17 protein-coding genes are annotated in these 18,595 nt (G+C 62.1%); 6 read left to right on the forward strand and 11 right to left on the reverse strand.

From position 1 onward, the window contains the following. Positions 1-25 precede the first annotated feature (25 nt). The 6 genes from AC1DV9_RS00415 to AC1DV9_RS00440 all read right to left on the reverse strand — a co-directional run bounded on the left by AC1DV9_RS00415 (position 26) and on the right by AC1DV9_RS00440 (position 6,775). Positions 26-1,087, reverse strand: coding sequence for a four-carbon acid sugar kinase family protein (locus AC1DV9_RS00415; RefSeq protein ID WP_477944027.1), 1,062 nt, complete (start codon positions 1,085-1,087; stop codon positions 26-28). Beyond that, complete coding sequence (locus tag AC1DV9_RS00420; protein ID WP_477945505.1) at positions 1,084-2,076, reverse strand: ABC transporter ATP-binding protein; 993 nt, start codon at positions 2,074-2,076, stop codon at positions 1,084-1,086. Before AC1DV9_RS00420 ends, AC1DV9_RS00415 begins: the two co-directional genes overlap by 4 nt. Then, complete coding sequence (locus tag AC1DV9_RS00425; RefSeq protein ID WP_112388253.1) at positions 2,076-3,080, reverse strand: ABC transporter ATP-binding protein; 1,005 nt, start codon at positions 3,078-3,080, stop codon at positions 2,076-2,078. The genes AC1DV9_RS00420 and AC1DV9_RS00425 overlap by 1 nt, the downstream gene beginning before the upstream one ends. Next, positions 3,080-4,039: an ABC transporter permease gene (locus tag AC1DV9_RS00430; protein WP_112388254.1), complete on the reverse strand. Its 960-nt coding sequence runs from the start codon at positions 4,037-4,039 to the stop codon at positions 3,080-3,082. The genes AC1DV9_RS00425 and AC1DV9_RS00430 overlap by 1 nt, the downstream gene beginning before the upstream one ends. Before the next feature lie 2 nt (positions 4,040-4,041). Then, positions 4,042-4,998, reverse strand: a complete 957-nt coding sequence (locus AC1DV9_RS00435; protein ID WP_112388991.1) for an ABC transporter permease — start codon at positions 4,996-4,998, stop codon at positions 4,042-4,044. Between the two features lie 136 nt (positions 4,999-5,134). Then, positions 5,135-6,775, reverse strand: coding sequence for an ABC transporter substrate-binding protein (locus AC1DV9_RS00440; RefSeq protein WP_477945507.1), 1,641 nt, complete (start codon positions 6,773-6,775; stop codon positions 5,135-5,137). 283 nt (positions 6,776-7,058) lie between these two features. Here AC1DV9_RS00440 and AC1DV9_RS00445 point away from each other — a divergent pair, with 283 nt between their 5' ends. The 6 genes from AC1DV9_RS00445 (at position 7,059) to AC1DV9_RS00470 (ending at position 13,689) form a co-directional block, all read left to right on the forward strand. After that, on the forward strand, positions 7,059-7,964 hold the full coding sequence (locus AC1DV9_RS00445) for a dihydrodipicolinate synthase family protein (protein ID WP_477945508.1): 906 nt from the start codon (positions 7,059-7,061) through the stop codon (positions 7,962-7,964). Positions 7,965-7,974: 10 nt separating this feature from the next. Further along, entirely contained in the window at positions 7,975-9,165 is a 1,191-nt protein-coding gene (locus tag AC1DV9_RS00450) for a sialidase family protein (protein WP_477945510.1), read from the forward strand. Between the two features lie 297 nt (positions 9,166-9,462). Further along, positions 9,463-10,596: an iron-containing alcohol dehydrogenase gene (locus AC1DV9_RS00455; RefSeq protein ID WP_477945512.1), complete on the forward strand. Its 1,134-nt coding sequence runs from the start codon at positions 9,463-9,465 to the stop codon at positions 10,594-10,596. A gap of 12 nt (positions 10,597-10,608) precedes the next feature. Continuing rightward, positions 10,609-11,595 (forward strand): 4-hydroxythreonine-4-phosphate dehydrogenase PdxA, encoded by a 987-nt coding sequence (gene pdxA, locus AC1DV9_RS00460; protein ID WP_477945514.1) that lies wholly within the window; start codon positions 10,609-10,611, stop codon positions 11,593-11,595. A gap of 52 nt (positions 11,596-11,647) precedes the next feature. After that, on the forward strand, positions 11,648-12,610 hold the full coding sequence (locus tag AC1DV9_RS00465) for a hydroxyacid dehydrogenase (RefSeq protein WP_477945516.1): 963 nt from the start codon (positions 11,648-11,650) through the stop codon (positions 12,608-12,610). Between the two features lie 26 nt (positions 12,611-12,636). After that, entirely contained in the window at positions 12,637-13,689 is a 1,053-nt protein-coding gene (locus tag AC1DV9_RS00470; RefSeq protein ID WP_477945518.1) for an Ldh family oxidoreductase, read from the forward strand. Here AC1DV9_RS00470 and AC1DV9_RS00475 read toward each other — a convergent pair. The 5 genes from AC1DV9_RS00475 to AC1DV9_RS00495 all read right to left on the reverse strand — a co-directional run bounded on the left by AC1DV9_RS00475 (position 13,686) and on the right by AC1DV9_RS00495 (position 18,534). Next, complete coding sequence (locus AC1DV9_RS00475) at positions 13,686-14,720, reverse strand: L-idonate 5-dehydrogenase (RefSeq protein WP_477945519.1); 1,035 nt, start codon at positions 14,718-14,720, stop codon at positions 13,686-13,688. The genes AC1DV9_RS00470 and AC1DV9_RS00475 overlap by 4 nt on opposite strands. Positions 14,721-14,730: 10 nt before the next feature. Continuing rightward, positions 14,731-16,137 carry a TRAP transporter large permease gene (locus tag AC1DV9_RS00480; protein WP_477945521.1) on the reverse strand — a complete coding sequence of 469 codons (1,407 nt, stop codon included), beginning with the start codon at positions 16,135-16,137 and terminating at the stop codon, positions 14,731-14,733. A 4-nt stretch (positions 16,138-16,141) separates the two neighbouring features. Beyond that, the gene (locus AC1DV9_RS00485) at positions 16,142-16,714 is read right to left on the reverse strand and encodes a TRAP transporter small permease (protein ID WP_112514858.1); all 573 of its coding nucleotides are present in this window, start codon (positions 16,712-16,714) and stop codon (positions 16,142-16,144) included. Positions 16,715-16,777: 63 nt separating this feature from the next. After that, positions 16,778-17,752, reverse strand: a complete 975-nt coding sequence (locus AC1DV9_RS00490; RefSeq protein WP_112446004.1) for a sialic acid TRAP transporter substrate-binding protein SiaP — start codon at positions 17,750-17,752, stop codon at positions 16,778-16,780. A 23-nt stretch (positions 17,753-17,775) separates the two neighbouring features. Next, the gene (locus AC1DV9_RS00495; RefSeq protein WP_477945523.1) at positions 17,776-18,534 is read right to left on the reverse strand and encodes a FadR/GntR family transcriptional regulator; all 759 of its coding nucleotides are present in this window, start codon (positions 18,532-18,534) and stop codon (positions 17,776-17,778) included. Between the last annotated feature and the right edge of the window lie 61 nt (positions 18,535-18,595).

Below are 18,595 nucleotides of genomic sequence, written 5' to 3' on the forward strand. Positions count from 1 at the left end.
CCCATTCTCCCCGTCGGTCTCATGCTCAAGCCGCCTGATTCCGTGGAACCAGTCTTAGCAGACTCTCGGAATTGCCGAAGCCCCCGGATTTCACCGCACACCGGAAATGCCGTCCATCAGCAGCCGCAACGTCGAACCACGGCACGCCAGCCTCGATCTCACCCTTCGGCATCAATGTGCGGATGCCGAGTTCGCGAAAGACCGCAAGCGCCGTGTCGCCGCCGCCAACCATCAGCATGTCGGGCTTGGTGTCGTCGATGACGGCCTTGACGCCGCCAGCGAAACGCCGGGCGACAGCCGCGCCGTCTCCGGAGATTTCGCCGCTGCAGCGGAGCAGTACGGGAAGGGCAAGGCCCTCGCCGCATTCGACCGTGCCCATTGGCGCATCGATTGTGGCGCGCAGCGTGCCGGAGGCTTCCAGCCGGTTCATCTGTGCCGATGTGATCGGGTCACGCGATCCAAAGGCAAAGAGCGTGCGGCGCGATGCTTCGAACGGCAGCGGCTGGCCACCGCTCCGGCCAAGCTTTCGGGCAAGCGCCGAGCCGAGGCCGCGTGCGCCCACACCCAGGACCAAAGCCCAATCGTTGGCGAGAACGATATCATCGAGATCATAATCGCTTTCGGCGTCGGCAACCGAGATATCGAGTTCGCGTCCGGCGAAGAGATCGGCAACCGGGATAGGCTTTTCGACGCCGCGGCCGACGACAAAGCCGCGATAGGTGGTGCGGTCCTGATCGGGAATGGCAGGAGCGACAACGATCCTGGCAAGGCCGAGCGCGTCCGCAAGAGCCGCGGACTCCGCAGCGACATTGCCCTTCAGCCGAGAGTCGATCTTTTTCATCACGATACCGGGCTGCCGGGCGCTCAGCGCCTTGGCTGCAAGCCGAACACGTCCGGCCGCCTCGTCCTCGGACAAAGCCCGCGACGCCGTGTTGATAACGACAATATCCGTTCCGGCCGCAAGCGCCTCATCGGCGGTCTCGACATCGATTGCCACCGCCACCGAAAGCCCGGCGTCCACGAAGGGGGTGCCGGTATCCAGCGCGCCCGTCAGGTCGTCGGCGATGATGGCAGCTTTCAACGTCATGCAGTCTGTCCCGTGTTGACGGCGTGGCAGGCGACCAGGTGACCCGGCTTGGCTTCCTTCCAATCCGGAATGACTTTCGAACAGACGTCCATCGCCACAGGGCAGCGCGTGTGGAAACGGCAGCCGGAGGGAGGGTTGAGCGGGCTCGGAACGTCACCTTGCAGGATCTGCCGCTGGCGGGTGCGTTCATGCTCCGGATCGGTCTCGGGAACTGCCGAAAGCAGCGCCTTGGTATAGGGATGCAGCGGGTTGTCGAACAGCTCCTCGCGGCTTGCGAGCTCGGCCAGACGGCCGAGATACATGACGCCGACGCGAGTGCTGATGTAGCGCACGACGGCAAGGTCGTGGGCGATGAAGAGGTAGGTCAGGCCGTACTTGTCCTGCAGATCGAGCAGCAGGTTGATGATCTGCGCCTGGATCGAAACGTCGAGCGCCGAAATCGCTTCGTCGCAGACGATGAATTTCGGCTGACAGGCGAGAGCGCGGGCAATGACAACGCGCTGGCGCTGTCCGCCGGACAGTTCGTGCGGGTAGCGCTGCGCAAAGCGCGTCGGCAGGCCGACGTCGGTCAGCAGCGCGGCGATCCTGTCCTTCAACTCAGCCTTGGTGCAGAGCTTGTGGAAGAGGATCGGCTCGCCGATCGCCTCACCGATGGTCATACGCGGATTGAGCGTCGAATACGGGTCCTGGAAGACGATCTGCAGGTCGCGGCGGAAGGGCCGCATCTGCTTCTCGTCGAGCGTCGCCAGATCCTGGCCCTTATAGACCACGCGGCCCGAAGTCGCCTTGTAGAGGTTGAGAATGGTGAAACCGGTCGTGGACTTGCCGCAGCCGGACTCTCCGACGAGGCTCAGCGTCTCGCCTTCCATGATGTCGAGGTTGACGTTGTCGAGCGCATAAACCGTCGCGGAGCGGTCGCCGAAGGCGCCGAGCTTAACGTGGAAATGCTTGACGAGGTTTTCGACCTTCAGAAGCGGTTGAGCACCCATCACGCAGCCTCCTGCATTTTTTGGACGACGAAACATGCGGCGCGGTGGTTTCCGGCACCTGCAACAGGCTCGAGCTTCGGCACCCGCTCATGGCAGATGGCTTCCGCCAGCGGACAGCGCGGCGCGAACGGGCAGCCCTTCGGGCGGCGGCCGGGTTCCGGTGGTGTTCCGCCGATCGAGGAGAGACGGCTCGTCGGCGCGTCCGAGAGCTTCGGGATCGAGGCCAAAAGGCCGCGCGTATACGGATGGCTCGGACGGGCATAGAGCTCGTCGACGGGCGCGTCTTCAACGACGGTACCGGCATAAAGCACGGCAACGCGATCGACCAGACCGGCGATCAGCGCCAGATCGTGAGTGATCCAGACGACAGACATGCCGAGCTTGGCGCGCAGATCCTTCACCAGATCGACGATCTGGGCCTGGATGGTAACGTCGAGCGCCGTCGTCGGCTCGTCGGCGATCAGGAGCTTAGGATTGCAGGCAAGGCCGATGGCGATCATCACACGCTGGCGCATGCCGCCGGAGAGCTCGTGAGGATAGGCCATCAGCCGTTCTTCCGGGCCGGGAATGCCGACGAGGCGCAGCAGTTCGATGGCGCGGGTACGTGCCTCCGCCTTGCTCATCTTGCGGTGATAGATCAGCGGCTCGCAGATTTGCGCTCCAACGCGCATGACCGGGTTCAGCGAGGTCATCGGATCCTGGAAGACGAAGCCGATATCGCCGCCGCGCACCTTGCGCAGCTCGGAATTCGACATCTTCTGCAGGTCGCGGCCATCGAAGGCGGCGCTGCCCTTGGTGACCTTGATCTTGTTCGGCAGCAATCGCATGAGCGAGAGCATTGTCAGACTCTTGCCGCAGCCGGATTCGCCGACGACGCCGAGGGTCTCGCCCTTGTTGACATAGAGATCGATGCCATCGACGACGACGGCGGGGCCGTTGCGGCCATCGATCTCGACGGTGAGATCGCGGACGTCGAGAAGGCGTTCTGATGTCTTCGTGTTCATCACTTGTTGCCCCGCGGGTTGAGCGCGTCGTTGAGACCGTCGCCGAGGAAGCTGAAGGCAACCGAGGCAAGGCCGAGCACGGCCGCCGGAGCGGCGAGTAGATGCGGATAGTGCTGCCAGACGCGCAGACCATCCGAGATCATGTTGCCCCAGCTGGGGGTCGGCGGGTTGACGCCGACGCCGAGGAACGAGAAAGCGCTTTCCAGAACCATCGCGGTGCCGAGACCGGCGCTGACCGAAACGATCAGCGGACCGAGCGCATTCGGGATCACGTAACGCTTGATGATGACCCAATTGGAAAGACCGAGTGCCTGCGCGGCGGTAATATAGGGCCGGCTGCGGATCGACAGCACCTGGGCGCGGACGAGGCGTGCATAGGGCGGCCAGGAAATCAGCGCCATCGAACCGAAGACCAGCAGGAAATCAACCCAGATCGTCTGGCGGTAGAAGGGATTGAGGGTCGCCTGATATTGCGCTTCCATCCAGTTGGTGATCGGCGACTTCAGCGATGCGTTGATAACGACGACCAGCAGCAGGTTCGGCACCGACATGGTGACGTCGGTCAGCCACATGATGACGCGGTCGAACGGATTGCCGAAGAAGCCCGCGACGGCGCCGAGCGTTAGCCCGATCAGTACGGCGATGAAGGTCACGACCACGGCGACGAGAAACGCCGTGCGCGTGCCGAAGACAACGCGGCTGAAGACGTCACGGCCGAGATCGTCGGTTCCGAACAGATGCGCCATGGACGGGGCGGCGTTGCGCGCCTGCAGATCCTGGCTGAGATAGTCGTAAGGCGTCAGGTAAGGGCCGAAGATCGCGGCAAATGCCAGGATCAGGACGACGGCAAGGCCAAAAACCGCAAGCTTGTTGCGCTTCAGGCGGAACCAGGCGTCACGCCACAGGCTGACCGGCGGTTCATCGGCAGTTTCGATTGTCGAGAGAGGGATGGCGGACATGGTCAGCGGCTCCTTCTTGCATCGTTGGCGCGCGGATCAAGCATCGGATAGAGCACATCGACGAGCAGGTTCGAGACCATGACGAGGAAGGATCCGATCAGCGTGATCGCGAGGATGACGGGGTAGTCCGAGTTGGTCAGCGCCTGCACGGTCAAGCGTCCAAGGCCGGGCAGACCGAAGACCAGCTCGACGAAGATCGCGCCGTTGACGATGGTGATCATTATGAGGCCGAGCTGGGTGACGACGGGCGTCAGGACGGGCCGCAGAATATGCTTCAGCGCCACGACCAGTTCAGGAACGCCCTTGGCGCGGGCGGTGCGGACGAAATCTTCCGACAGCACCTCGATGACGGCAGCGCGTGTCTGGCGCACGATCAGCGCGATCGGCTGGAAGGACAAGACGATCAGCGGCAGGATGATGCGCACGTCGAAGACGCCGCCCCAGCCATAGGGCACCTTGATCATCGGCAGGAGCACGATGAGGCCGACCATCAGCAGCGGACCGGCGACATAGGCCGGGATCGCCCAGAGGAACAGCGCCGAGCCGATGATCGTGTAGTCGATGCGGGAATTCTGGTTCAGCGCGGCGATCATCCCGAGCGGGATCGCAACGACCGCCGTCAGGATGATGGAACAGAGCGCCAGCTTGAAGGACACAGGCGCTGCAGCAGACACCATGGCCCAGACCGAACGGCCTGAGGTCAGCGAATTGCCGAACTGGCCATGTAGCAGGTTCCAGATGTAATAGCCGAACTGCTCGATGAAGGGCTTGTTGAGGCCAGCACTTTCGCGGATGGCTTCGATGCGCTCCGGATTATAAGCGACGTCGCCTGGCGCACGAAGAAAGATCAGCTTGATCGGATCGCCGGCGCCGTAGAATGCCATCGCATAGACGGCAAGCATGACGACGAGAACCGACGGAATCCAGATGGCAAATCGCGTTAACACGTAGCGAAGCAAGGCCACCTCCCACCTGTTGTCAGGAACGTTCTCCGCAAACTGACGCGGACCGCACCTTTTCTTGAAACTTGCGCGAAGACCCTGAGGCCTTCGCGCGGTTGCTTGGGGGCTGGAGAGACCGGCTTTGCCGTCTCAATCAGCCGACCGATACGTCCCAGGGAGCGACGACCTGCCAGTCGAGGTTCTTCTCCATGCCCTTGACGTCCTTGGTTGCCCAGCGGGACATGGCCTGAGAATACCACGGAATGAACGCCCAATCGTCACGGAATGCCTTCTGGGCATCCTGGGCGAGCTTGATGCGGTCAGGATCGTCAGCAGCCTTGGTAGCTGCTTCTGCGAGAGCCGCATCCACCTTGTCGTTTTTGTAACCGCCGAGCTTGTTCTGGGCGTTGGACGAGGTGGAGGCGATGCAGCCCGAGAGATAGGACACGGCATCCGGCACGCGGGTGCCGACGTCGTCGCGGAAGATCTGGACCGAGTTCTGGTCCGGACCGGCATAGGAGTCCTGCTGCGGCTTCATGTCGACGGCGGTGATGCCGAGGTTCTGGCGCCACTGCTCGGCGATGAACTGGGCGGCAGCCTGGATAGCCGGAGCCGAGATGCCGACGAACATGATCTTCGGCAGGCGATCGGGACCGCCGTAGCTGGATTCGGCGAGCAGCTTCTTGGCGCCCTCAGGATCGTAGGGATAGGGCTCGAAGCCGGAATTATCGGCACCCGGGACCGAGTTCAGGATCTGGTCGACCTTCTTGTGCGGACCATCCGGATAGGATGCCTTGAAGAGACCGTCGCGGTCGATCGCCATGATCAGCGCCTGGCGAACCTTCGGATCGTCCATCGGCGCGCGCTTGACGTTGAACCAGAAGTGCTGGCTGGTCGGAATGATCGGGCCGGCGGAGAATTCCGGGCCGAGGTCCTGGATGATGGTCGAGGTGACGAGCTCGGTATGGGCATTGTATTCGCCCGACTTGATGAGCTGCGTTGCCGTGACGTTGTCTTCGATCGAGGCGATCTCGATGCGGGCAAGCTTCGGCTTGGTGCCGAAGAAGTTCTCGTTCGGCTCGAAGGTCAGCGTGCCGGCGTCGATATCGAGCGCAGTCAGCTTGAACGGGCCGGAATAGACGGCGCTGTTGTCGGGCTTGTACCAGTCAGCCACTTCCTCGCCATCGCTGCCCTTGGACTGCGAAGCCTTGGTGATCGGGATGATGTGGTTGGCAAGGCGCATGAAAAAGATCGGGTCGGCTTCCGTCAGCGTGACGACGACGGTGCCTTCATCCGGCGTGGCAACGCCCGAGATCTCGGTGGCCGAACCGCCGGCGACGTCCTTGTAACCATCGACCTTGCCCATGACCTGATCGGCGCGCTGGCTCTTGGTGTTCGGGCGGGAAGCGACTTCCCACGAACCCTTGACGTCGGCCGCGGTGATCTTGCTGCCGTCGGAGAAAACAGCCTTCGGATCGATCTTGAAGGTCCAGACCTTCTTGTCCGGGGATTCCCAGCTGGTGAAGACGTAGGGATTGAGCTTGCCTTCGGCGTCGAAATACATCGGCGAGGCCCACCAGAACGAATTCCAGCGGAACGTACGGCCACCGCCGCGCAGCGGCGACCAGTCCTGATCGAAGGCCGGGTTGATGGCCTTCAGCACCTGGCCGTCCTCGGCCATAACGATGCGGGCGCTCATGCCGAACAGCGTGAAGCCGACGCCGGCGGCGAGACCGAGCTTCAGCGCGTCGCGGCGCGAAACCGTGGAAGCATTCTTGTCATTGCGGTCTGTCATACATTCCTCCCATGGGCAAAACAGCGCGTACTCGAAAACCCTCCCCGAGCCGGACGCCTTACAATGCTCCTGAGATTTGCGCGATAATGTAAATCTGTCAATCCAAATTTGCCGTTTTCAACTTTCAAATCCACGCAAAAAATTTTTATCATTTAATTTCATATAGATAAAATACCAACGTCATTCTGACGCAGCTTGTAAGATTGACAACAACTTATCATTTCGAGGAAAAGTCACGCACGGCAAGTGCCAGGAGCAGCATCACGCTGCAGAGGAGGATGCTTTGAGCAATCATAAGATCACCGGCGTTTTCAGCGCCGCCACCACGCCCTTGAACGCCGACGCCAGCCCTGACGTCGCGCTCTTCACCGAGCATTGCAAGCGCCTGCTGGACGAAGGCTGCCACGGCGTTGCCCTGCTCGGCACGACAGGCGAAGCGAACTCCTTTTCGATCGCCGAGCGCCGCATGCTGCTCGAAGCCGCGCTGAAGGCGGGCATCTCGCCTGACAAGCTCCTTCCGGGCACCGGCGTTGCCGCCATTCCCGAAACGATCGAGCTGACAAAGCATGCGCTTTCGCTTGGCGTCACCAAGGTCGTGATGCTGCCGCCCTTCTACTACAAGGGCGTGACCGATGACGGCCTCTTCAACGCCTATTCGGCTATTTTCGAAGGCATCAACGACAACCGTCTGCAGGTGATCCTCTATCACATCCCGCAGGTCTCCGGCATTCCGCTGTCCGTTCCGCTGATCGGCCGCCTCATCGAGGCTTTCCCTGACACCGTCGTCGGCATCAAGGAATCTGCAGGCGATTTCAACAACATGCAGGCGATCATCGCCGCCTATCCGGATTTCTCGGTTCTCTGTGGCGCCGATCCGCTGCTGCTGCCGCTCCTCAAGGCCGGCGGCGCCGGCTGCATCACGGCGACCTCCAACCTCGTCGCCGACTCGCTGCGCGCCGTTTACGATCATGTCCATGACGAAGCGCAGGCCGACAAGGTCGAGAAGGCCCAGGCCCGCATCAATGCCTACCGTACGCTCTCCAACTCCTACGTCCAGATCCCGACGATCAAGGCGATGGTCGGCCTGAAGACCGGCAATACCGCCTGGAAGCGCACCCGCCCGCCGCTCGTTGCCCTCAGTGACGCCGATTACGCCGCCCTTTCCGAAGGTTACGCGCAGCTGCCGTGAGGAGGATGTCATGAGCTTTACCGCGCTCCCGCCGGAAGCCGTTCCGGCGCTGATGAACGGAAAGATCGGCCCCAATCCGGCGCAGCCCGGCCGGGCCGACGCCTACCTGCCGTCACCCTGCATCCAGAACCATGCCGCCAACCTGGCCTTCCTGCCCGATGGCACGCTGACCTGCGTCTGGTTTGGCGGGACAATGGAGGGAATGGGCGACATTTCCGTTTACATGTCGCGCCTCGCCCCGGGGTCGGATCAATGGTCGGAAGCCGAAAAGCTCTCCGACGATCCGGCAAAATCCGAGCAGAATCCGCTGATTTTCAAGGCCCCCGACGGAAAAGTCTGGCTACTTTACACGTCGCAGACATCTGGCGACCAGGATGGGTCAATTGTAAAGTGCCGCATCTCCGAGGATGGCGGCAAGACGTTCGGATCCGCCCGCGTTCTCTGCGATCTGCCCGGCACTTTCGTGCGCCAGCCCGTCATCGTCAACTCCGTGGGAACCTGGCTTCTGCCGGCATTCCGCTGTGTGAGCCTGCCTGGCCAGCGCTGGAGCGGCGATGCAGACACGGCAGGTGTTCTGGTGTCGCGCGATCAGGGCGAGAGCTGGGCGATGGTCGACGTGCCGGACAGCCTTGGCGCCGTCCACATGAACATCATCCCACTCAACGGAAGTAAAATGGTCGCTTTCTTCCGCAACCGTTTTTCCGAACATGTTCTTTCCTCGGAATCGGATGACAATGGCGAGAGCTGGTCGGCGCCGAAGCCGGTCAACCTGCCGAACAACAACTCGTCGATCCAGGCAACCAAGCTGGCGGACGGGCGAATTGCGATGGTTTACAACCACAGCAATGCCGAGACATCGGATGCGCGCCGCGAGTCGCTCTACGACGAGATCGAAAGCGATAAGGGCGAGGCGAAAGCCACAGAAAGCGCAGCAGAAACAAGGCGAAAGGCCGTGTGGGGTGTTCCGCGCGCACCGCTCAGCCTGGCAATCTCCACCAATGGCGGCAAGAGCTTCGATAGCCATATTGATCTCGATACCGGCGACGGCTATTGCCTCAGCAACAACTCCAAGGACTCGCTCAACCGGGAATTCTCCTATCCCTCGATCACCGAGGGGCCGGATGGAGAATTGCACATCGCCTACACCTATTATCGCCGCGCGATCAAATATGTTCGCCTGCCAAGCGATGTAGCGGTTTGAGCCGTCCAATCAGCCGATCCCGTGCCCTCTGGCACGGGATCGGCCTCTCTATTTACAAGTGATTTCGCAGGCAAAGAGAATTGACTTGATCTGCGACATCACTGTTGATGGCGCAGAATGAAGGCCATCAACATACTGATTTTATGGTTATTTATGCTGCTTTATCGGATCCATATCAGAACGTTTCCGCAAAACTGCTGAAAAACCATCGCCTCGCTTATTGCCAGAAACGTGCAGTTGATATAACAACTTTACATCAATAACGGCTTTGGCCGCATTTATGGAGGAGCCGTGTTCATGGTCAGTCTGGATTCGCCCATCACGGTTGTCAGGCCTGAAGTCATCGAGTTTGGCGTCGGCACCGCCGGCAAGCTCGGCAAGTGGGCGGAAAGCAAGGGCTATACGCGCACGCTCGTCATCTCCGATGCCTTCAACGCGTCGCGTGTCGATGTGCTTGAACTGCCGGGCCACGTCTCCGTTTTCGCCGACGTCACCCCCGAACCTGACATTGCCAATCTCGACAAGGTGCTGGCCGCCGCGAACGCCGCCAATGCCGAACTGATCGTCGGTTTCGGCGGTGGCAGCGCCATGGATCTTGCCAAGCTCGCCGCTGTTCTCGCCGGTTCGCCGCAAACGCTGCGCGAGGTCGTCGGCCCCCACAAGGTGACCGGCCCGCGCAAGGTGGCGCTGGCGCAGGTTCCGACAACATCGGGCACTGGCAGCGAGGCTGGCACCCGCGCCCTCGTCACCGATCCCGCGACGCAGGCGAAGCTTGCCGTCGAAAGCCTTTACATGCTGGCCGATATTGCGGTCATCGATCCCGCTCTTACCTTCACCGTCCCTGCCCGCACCACGGCGGCAACCGGTGTCGATGCCATGGCCCATTGCGTCGAGGCCTTCACCAATCGGAAGGCCCATCCGATGATCGATATCTATGCGATCGAAGGCGCCCGCCTTGTCGGCAAGTATCTCGCCCGCGCCGTCAAGGATGGTGCCGATGCCGAAGCGCGTGCCGGTCTGTCGCTTGCCTCTCTCTATGGCGGCTTCTGCCTCGGCCCGGTCAATACCGCCGGCGGCCATGCACTGGCCTATCCGCTCGGCACCCGCTGGCATGTCGCCCATGGCGCCGCCAACGCGCTGATCTTCCCCCATGTGCTGGCCTTCAACACGCCATCCGTTCCGGAAAAGACCCGCGCCGTGATGGCCGCCCTCGGTCACCAGACATCCGATGACGTCGGCTCGGTCTTCGACGCTGCCTATGCCTTCTGCGCCGATCTCGGCATCGAGATGAAGCTCTCGGGCCTTGGCGTTCCTTCCGATGATCTCGATGCCATGGCGGACGATGCCTTTGCGATCCGCCGCCTGCTCGACAATAATCCCCGCGAACTCGCGCGTGACGATATCCGCGCCATCTACCAGGCTGCTTTTTAAGGGAATTTGACGATGACGAAGAATGCAAAAGTGGCGGTAACGCTCGGTGATCCCGCTGGTGTCGGCCCTGAAGTGATCGTCAAGGCGCTGGCAGCAATGCCGGCTGGCGAGCGCAAGGATTTCGTCATCGTCGGCAATATGGAAGCGCTCGTTCGCGCCGACCGCGCCACCGGCACCAGCCTGCGCTTCGGCCCCACTGCCTCGGAAGACGGCTCGACGATCGCCGTCGACGAAGTGGAACTCGGTGCTCCCCTGCCTGAAATCGGCAAGGTCAGCCCGGTCGCAGGCGACGCCTCGGTGAAATACATCAGCCGCGCCGTCGATCTCGCCATGTCGGGCGAAGCCGACGTCATCGTCACCGCGCCGATCAACAAGGAAGCGATGAACCTTGCCGGCCATCATTTCGACGGCCATACCGGCCTGCTCGCGCATCTGACGGGCTCGAAGAGCTCCTTTATGCTGCTCGCCTCGGAGCGCCTGAACACCATCCACGTCTCCACCCATGTGTCGCTGCGCGGCGCCATCGAGCGCGCCAAGACTGAGCGCGTGCTGGCGACGATCGAGGCTGGCCACAACCACTTCATGCGTCTCGGGATGAAGCCGCGCATTGCCGTCGCCGGCATCAACCCGCATTGTGGCGAAAACGGCCTCTTCGGCACGGAAGATAGCGAATTCCTGGCCCCGGCCGTCGAGTTGGCGCAGGCCAAGGGCATCGATGTCGTTGGCCCGATCTCGGCCGATACCGTCTTTGCCCGCGCCTATAACGGCGCTTTCGATCTGGTCATCGCCCAGTATCACGATCAGGGCCATATCCCGATCAAGCTCGTGGCCTTCGAGACCGCCGTCAACGTATCGCTCGGCCTGCCGATCGACCGCGTCTCGGTCGATCACGGCACGGCCTTCGACATTGCCGGAACCGGCAAGGCCAATCACGTCAACATGCTCTCGGCCATCGCTTATGCCCGGCTGATGGCGCGCTCGCCGCGCAAGGCGGCGTAGCACCCGGCGGCGCCGACTGCGCCGCTTTCCGGGAGGAAATGAGGAGGCAGGCATGCAGAGAACCGTACTCGTTCTCGGAGGAGAACTTGCGCCCGAAGGCCGCGAGGTGCTGGAGAAGGAAGGCGTCAAGGTCGTCCAGACCAGGCCCTATATCGACCGCGCTACGGTGATTGCCCTGATGAAGGAGCACCGGCCCCAGGGCGCCATCATCCGCCTGCTCGCCGATGTCCTCGGCCCCGAGGAAATGACATCAGGCGGCAACCTCCGCCACATCGCCAAGCATGGCGTCGGTACCAACGATATCGACGTCAAGGCAGCCGCCGAGCTCGGCATTCCTGTTTCGATGACGACAGGCAGCAACGGCATTTCTGTCGCTGAGCACGCGCTGGCTCTGATCATGGCGCTGGTGAAGGATTTTTCCCGGCAGGATGCGCTGATCCGCTCCGGCACCTGGGACAAGGGCCAGTATCTGGGCCGCGAACTGCGCGGCCAGCGCCTTGGCATCGTCGGCTTCGGCTTGATCGGCCAGACGCTGGGCAGGATGGCGAAGGCGCTCGGCATGGAAATTTCCGCCTTCGATCCGCATACGCCTGCCGAAGCCTTCGAAGACGTCACCCGCGAGACCGATCTCGACAAACTGCTGGCAAACGCCGACATCGTCAGCCTGCACTGCCCTCTGACGCCCGAGACGCGCGACCTGATCGACTCCAGGCGGCTCGGCATGATGAAGCGCGGCGCTTACCTCGTGAATACGGCGCGCGGCGAAGTCGTCAACGAAGCGGCGCTGATTGTGGCGTTGCAGAGCGGACAGCTTGCCGGTGCTGGTCTCGATAGCTTTGCCGTCGAGCCGCCGGAAAAGGACAACCCGCTCTTCTCGCTGCCGAACACCATCGTCACGCCGCATGTTGCCGGCGTCACGCTCGATGCCAAGCGCGCCATGTCGGTCATCGCGGCCGAACATGTTCTGGCGACCTTGCGCGGCGAGATCCTGCACCCGCGCTTCCTCGCCCGCTGATCTTCCAAGCCAATACGGAGACTGACATGGCCGAGACGACAGACAAACGCTATCCGGCAGAGGCGCTACGCGCCTTCGCGACGTCGCTGTTTTCAGCCGCAGGCCTTGAGGATGACAAGGCGGACGCCGTCTCGCGCTATCTCGTGGAAGCCGACCTGCTCGGCCATACGACCCATGGTCTGGCGCTTGCCGGCTGGTATCTGCAGAGCGTTGCCGATGGGGTGATGAAGGTTTCCGGCACTCCCGAGGTTATCTCGGATCGCGGTCCGGCGATCGCCTGGAAGGGCAAGCGCCTGCCCGGCGCCTGGCTGACGTCTGAAGCCGTCAAGCTCGCCAGCGATCGCGCCGCGCAATATGGAACGGCCACCGTGACGATCGCCGACAGCCATCATATCGGCTGCCTCGCCGCCTATCTGACGCTTGCCACGGACCGCGGCTATATGGTCAGCATCGCCAGCTCAAGCCCGTCGGGCGCGCAGGTCGCCCCCTTCGGCGGCACCAAGGGCGTCTACACGCCGAACCCGGTCGCCCACGGCATCCCGACACCCGGTGATCCCATTCTCATCGATATCAGCGCCTCGATAACCACTGTGAACATGGCGCAGCGGCTGGTTCGTGAAGGCAGGGAGTATGAGCACGACTGGCTGCTCGACGAGAACGGCAATCCGAGCCGTGACCCACGTGTCATCGAGCGCGGCGGCACGCTTCTTCCAACCGGCGGTCTCGACCACGGCCAGAAGGGGTATGGCATGGCGCTGCATGTCGAAGCCTTTACCCAGGGCCTCGCCGGCTATGGCCGCGTCGATCAGCCGAAGGGCACCAATGCGGCGGTCACCGTTCAGGTCTTCGATCCCGATGCCTTCGGCGGCCGTGACGCCTTCCTGCGCCAGACCGGTTGGCTCGTTGACGCCTGCCACAGCAATCCGCCCCGCCCCGGCGTGGCGCGTGTGCGCCTTCCCGGCGAGAATGGCCTTGCCCGCAAGCGCAAGGCGCTCGAGGACGGCGTCGTGCTGTTTCCGGGCATCATGGAGTCGCTAAAGCCCCACGCCGAACGGCTGAGTGTCGCGCTACCTGCCTAAAAGGTCAGCTGCACCTTGCAGGCGGCACTCCTGTCGCCCGCCAGCAGGAAAGCAGCATCGGCCTGCGCAAGCGGCAGGCTGTGGCTGATGATCGGGCGGACATCGATCGCCCGGCTTGAGATCAGGGCGACCGCCGTGGCGAATTCCTCGTGAAAGCGCTGCGTTCCGTGGATATGCAACTCCTTGGCAACGATGGCATTGAGCGGCACCGGGACCTCACCCGACACACCCACCTGCACTATCGTCCCGCGCGGCTTCACCGTCGCGATCGCGCTGCGGATCGCCGGGGCCGCCGCCGAGCATTCGAAGACCAGATCGAAATAGCCCTTGCCGGCCTCGAATTCGGCGAGCGCTCCGGCTCCCTGCGAGACATTGACCGCGCGCGTTGCGCCCATCGCCACAGCACGCTCCAGCGCGGCATCCGCAAGGTCGGTGACGACGATCTCAGCCGCGCCATGATGTTTGACAACGGCAACCATCAGGGAGCCAATCGGCCCGGCGCCGGTGACCAGAACCCGCTTGCCCCTGATCTCTCCCGCCCGCGAGGCGGCATGCAGGCAGACGGACAAGGGTTCGCTGCAGGCGGCCTCCGCCGCTCTCGTTCCCGGCCCGACTTCGAAGCACTGCTTGGCCGGCACTACCAGCCATTCACGGAACATCCCCTGCTCGTGCGGCAACCGCATGGCACTGCCCATGAAGCGCATTTCCAGGCAATGGATCGGCATGCCCTTCTGGCAATATTCGCAATGGCCGCAGGGCTGGCTCGGATTGACCGCGACGAGCGTACCCGCCTTGAGCTCGACGCCTTCGCCCGCCTTTTCGACAATTCCCGCCGCTTCATGCCCCGGAATAATCGGCTCCCGAACCCTGACGGGGCCGAAGCCGCCGTCCTGATAGTAATGCAGGTCGGAGCCGCAGATACCTGCGGCGGCCATCTTCAGCAAAACCTCTCCTGGTCCGGGTTCAAGAACCTCAGCCGCCTCGATCCTCAAGTCACCCTTGGCATAAAGCCGTGCCAGACGTGTCTGCATTCCCATCCTCCTAGCGCAACAGGCCAAGCTGCTGCGGCAGCCAGAGAGATATAGACGGCACAAAGGTGATCAAGATCAATGCGACGAAGAGCGGCACCAGCCATGGCAGAATGGCGATCGTTGTCCGCTCCACCGAGAGCTTGGCCACGCGCGAGAGCACGAACAGCACCATGCCGAGCGGCGGGTGCAGCAGCCCAATCATCAGGTTCAACGTCATGATCAGGCCAAACTGCACCGGATCGATCCCGAACTTGACAACAATCGGCAGCAGGATCGGCACCAGAATGGTGATCGCCGCAATCGTATCCAGGAAGCAGCCGACGAAGAGCATCAGCAGGTTGACCAGGATCAGGAACACCCACTTGTTGTCGGTGATCGACAGGATCGCGTCCGACAGCAGCTGCGCTGCCTGACTGACGGTCAGAAGCCAGGCGAAGACCGAGGCGGCCGTGACGATGAAAAGCACCGAAGCCGTCGTCTCGATCGTATCGAAACTCGCCTTCGCCAGTGTCGAGAATGTCATCGTCCGGTAGCGCACCAAGCCGAGGAACAGCGACCAGAGAACGGCCGCGACGGCCGCTTCTGTCGGCGTGAACCAACCCATCGTCATGCCGCCGATCAGGATGACGGGGGTCATCAGCGCCATGACGGCGGAGAAGCCGAAATACCAGTCGAGCCCGAGCAGCGCCAAGAGCGCGATACCGGCAGCGGCATTCATCGATAGTCCGGCAAGCATCATCAGATAAATCGACAGCGGCACCAAGAGAACCACGACGATTTCCATGCCGGCCGAAAGCAGCTGTTTGACGTCGAACGGCGCGTCGGAGCCCCAGCGTTTGACATAGGCGAAACCGGCAACGGTGATCATCATCAGCAGCGTCATGACGATGCCCGGCAGAATGCCGGCCATGAACAGCGCGCCGATCGAGACATTGGCCATCATGCCGTAGATGACGAAGGGCAGCGACGGCGGGAAGATCGGGCCGAGCGTCGCCGAGGCGGCTGTGACGCCGACAGCAGCTTCAACCGGGTAGCCATGGTCCTTCATCGCCTTGATCTCGATCGTGCCAATACCGGCGGCATCGGCGAGAGCTGTGCCGGACATGCCGGAGAAGATCACCGAACCGATGATATTGACCTGCGCCAAGCCGCCCTTCATCCAGCCAACGAGGGCCACCGCGAAGGAATAGATGCGGCCGGTCACGCCTGCCGAGTTCATCAGATTGCCGGCGAGGATGAAGAAGGGAACCGCGAGCAGCGGGAAACTCTCGACGCCGGCGATCATCCGCTGCGCCACGATGATATCAGGCGCAACACCGTAGAGAACAATGTAAAGCACCGAGGCGACGGCCATCGCGATAGCAACGGGCACGCCGATCAGCATCAGCGCCAGAAAAGAGCCAAGAAGCAGCAGCATTGAATCAACCCTCGACGGTCTGGAATTCTTCGGGGCGCTCGAGAACCGAGTAGCCGCGGCGCATGTTGGCGATGAAGACGATCACCGCACGGATCAGCATCAGCACGAAGGCGACGAGCACGCTGTAGAAGACGATGTTGCGGGGCAGATCGATGGTGACCATCTGCTCGTCGGCAACAACCTCCACATAGCGCCACATCAGGTGGCAGGCGTAAGCGAAGAAGCCGATGCGGACGATATCGACGACGGTCGCGAGAACGCGGGCCAGGCGCGCCGGCATATAGTGATAGAAGACGTCCACCTGAATATGGCGCGAGGTACGCACGCACATGATTGCGCCGAGGAAAACGACGCCAATCAGGCAGTTGATGGCGATTTCCTCGGTCCAGGCGTAGCTGTCGTTCAGCACATAGCGGGTGAAGAACTGCAGAAAGACGCAGCCCGCCATCAGCCAGAAGACGATCAGCGTGATCCAGTCCTCGATGGCATAGTCGGAAATGTTGGCGGTCGGCGCGTGGCCTTCGAATTCCTGACCGATCTCTTCGGCGGTCACCTGCGTATGAATTTCTTGCGTCATGAGCGGCGTTGATCCCCTGCGGAAAGAATGGACGCGGCGCCCGGAGACGCCGCGCCGCGGGCTTTACTGAATCGCGCGGATCGCTTCCCAATCGGCCTTGTCGTAGCCGAAGTCCTCGAACTTCACCTTGTCCATGACGGTCTTCTCGAAATCGGCCTTGTCGATCTCGGCGACGTTCAGACCCTTCTCCTTGAAGGTAGCGATCAGGCTGTTTTCCTTGCCTTCGATCGTCTTGGTGGTGCGCTCGGCGGCTTCCTGCATGACGTCACCGAAGATCTTCTTGTCTTCGTCCGAAAGGCTCGCCCACAGCGTCTTCGAGACCACCGTGTTGAGGTGGTCGACGATGTGGCCGGTCAGGATGATGTTCTTCTGAACCTCGTAGAACTTCTTCGCCTCGATCGTCGTCAGCGGGTTTTCCTGGGCCTCGACCGTACCGTTCTGCAGTGCCAGATAGACTTCCGCGAATGCGATCGGTGTCGTGTTGGCGCCGCAGGCGCGCGGCATGGCGAGATAGGCCGGCACATCGGGCACGCGGATCTTCAGCCCCGCCATGTCGGCGCATTTGGCAATCGGCTTGTTGGAGGTCGTGTGGCGAGTGCCGTAGTAGCTGACGGCGGCAATGTGGTTGCCGGTCTTGTCCTCGTAGCCCTTGGCGAGGCGCTTGAAGACGTCGCTCTTGGTATATGCGATCAGGTGTTCCGGACTGCGGAAGATATAGGGGAAATAGGTGACGCCGATCGGCTTGTAATCGCGGGCGGCGAAGCTTGAGCCGGAGATGATGATATCGACGGTGCCGAGCTTCAGGCCCTGATTGATGTCGGCTTCCTTGCCGAGCTGCGAAGCCGGGAAAACGTCGATCTTGTAGCGGCCATTGGTACGCTTGTTGATCTCGCCGGCGGCCCAGACCGATTCCGTGTGGAAGGGTTCCGAGGTTTCGTAGACATGGGCCCATTTCAGAACCGTCTGTGCATGTGCAATTGCCGTCGATGCCATGATCGCCGCAGCCGTGCAGACGATCGTTGCCAGTTTCATTTTCATCGCTCTCTCCTCCTGAGCTCTGTTTAAGTAACTGCAATTCCCTTTTTCGGCCCGGCCTTCTGGCCGCGCCCCTCCTCTCCCGAAAACTCCTCCCCGAAGCTTTCAGAAAATCTCTTCTGCGACATGGTCAGATGTGCGCGCATCGCAGCCTTCGCGCCCGCTACGTCGCCAGCGGCGATCGCATTGCGAATGACGCGGTGCTCGTCCACCGCAGAGCGCCAGGTGACCGGCCCCTCGAAGTGGCTCGCGAGCTTCTCGAAATAGGGCGTCAGGCGCATGTCGAACATTTCGCCGGTGACCCGGATCAGCGTGGAATTCTGTACGATTGCGGCGATGCGGGTGTGAAAAGCACGGTCGGCGGCAAGCACCGCACTGGCATCGTTGACCACGCCGCTCATGCGCTGCAGTGTCTCATCGAGACGCTCGATATCCTCGGGCTTTGCAGTCCTCGCAGCCTCTTCGGCAATGGCGCATTCGATGATCGCGCGTGCCTGCAGCAGCTCGAAGGGTCCCTCGACCGGCTCCCGCTCGCTACCCGTGCCGCCGACGGCATGCTGGCGCACGACATAGATGCCAGAGCCCATGCGGATGTTGACGAGACCTTCAACCTCAAGAACGATCAGCGCTTCGCGCACCGTCGGCCGCGACACCGAGAGCTGTTCGGCAAGGTCGCGCTCGGCCGGCAACCGGTGCCCGACGGCAAGGTCGCCGCGGGTTATCATGAGACGAATCTGATCCGCCACCTGCCTGTAAAGGCGGCGTGACTCCACGGCCGAAAACATGGCTGCCTCCCCTGGCGCGCCTCCTCAAGCGCGCAATCGGTCAAATGGCTTGACCAATTGA

It is taken from the genome of Rhizobium sp. 01L410, assembly GCF_056400165.1.

Excerpts from the sequence above, each read along its gene's own strand:
- AC1DV9_RS00420 (WP_477945505.1), bottom strand. The coding sequence starts at position 2,076 with ATGGGTGCTCAACCGCTTCTGAAGGTCGAAAACCTCGTCAAGCATTTC.
- AC1DV9_RS00430 (WP_112388254.1), bottom strand. The coding sequence starts at position 4,039 with ATGTCCGCCATCCCTCTCTCGACAATCGAAACTGCCGATGAACCGCCG.
- AC1DV9_RS00475 (WP_477945519.1), bottom strand. The coding sequence starts at position 14,720 with ATGCAGACACGTCTGGCACGGCTTTATGCCAAGGGTGACTTGAGGATC.
- AC1DV9_RS00495 (WP_477945523.1), bottom strand. The coding sequence starts at position 18,534 with ATGTTTTCGGCCGTGGAGTCACGCCGCCTTTACAGGCAGGTGGCGGAT.
- AC1DV9_RS00465 (WP_477945516.1), top strand. The coding sequence starts at position 11,648 with ATGCAGAGAACCGTACTCGTTCTCGGAGGAGAACTTGCGCCCGAAGGC.
- AC1DV9_RS00470 (WP_477945518.1), top strand. The coding sequence starts at position 12,637 with ATGGCCGAGACGACAGACAAACGCTATCCGGCAGAGGCGCTACGCGCC.
- AC1DV9_RS00415 (WP_477944027.1), bottom strand. The coding sequence starts at position 1,087 with ATGACGTTGAAAGCTGCCATCATCGCCGACGACCTGACGGGCGCGCTG.
- AC1DV9_RS00450 (WP_477945510.1), top strand. The coding sequence starts at position 7,975 with ATGAGCTTTACCGCGCTCCCGCCGGAAGCCGTTCCGGCGCTGATGAAC.
- AC1DV9_RS00440 (WP_477945507.1), bottom strand. The coding sequence starts at position 6,775 with ATGACAGACCGCAATGACAAGAATGCTTCCACGGTTTCGCGCCGCGAC.
- AC1DV9_RS00490 (WP_112446004.1), bottom strand. The coding sequence starts at position 17,752 with ATGAAAATGAAACTGGCAACGATCGTCTGCACGGCTGCGGCGATCATG.
- AC1DV9_RS00485 (WP_112514858.1), bottom strand. The coding sequence starts at position 16,714 with ATGACGCAAGAAATTCATACGCAGGTGACCGCCGAAGAGATCGGTCAG.
- pdxA (WP_477945514.1), top strand. The coding sequence starts at position 10,609 with ATGACGAAGAATGCAAAAGTGGCGGTAACGCTCGGTGATCCCGCTGGT.
- AC1DV9_RS00480 (WP_477945521.1), bottom strand. The coding sequence starts at position 16,137 with ATGCTGCTGCTTCTTGGCTCTTTTCTGGCGCTGATGCTGATCGGCGTG.
- AC1DV9_RS00455 (WP_477945512.1), top strand. The coding sequence starts at position 9,463 with ATGGTCAGTCTGGATTCGCCCATCACGGTTGTCAGGCCTGAAGTCATC.
- AC1DV9_RS00425 (WP_112388253.1), bottom strand. The coding sequence starts at position 3,080 with ATGAACACGAAGACATCAGAACGCCTTCTCGACGTCCGCGATCTCACC.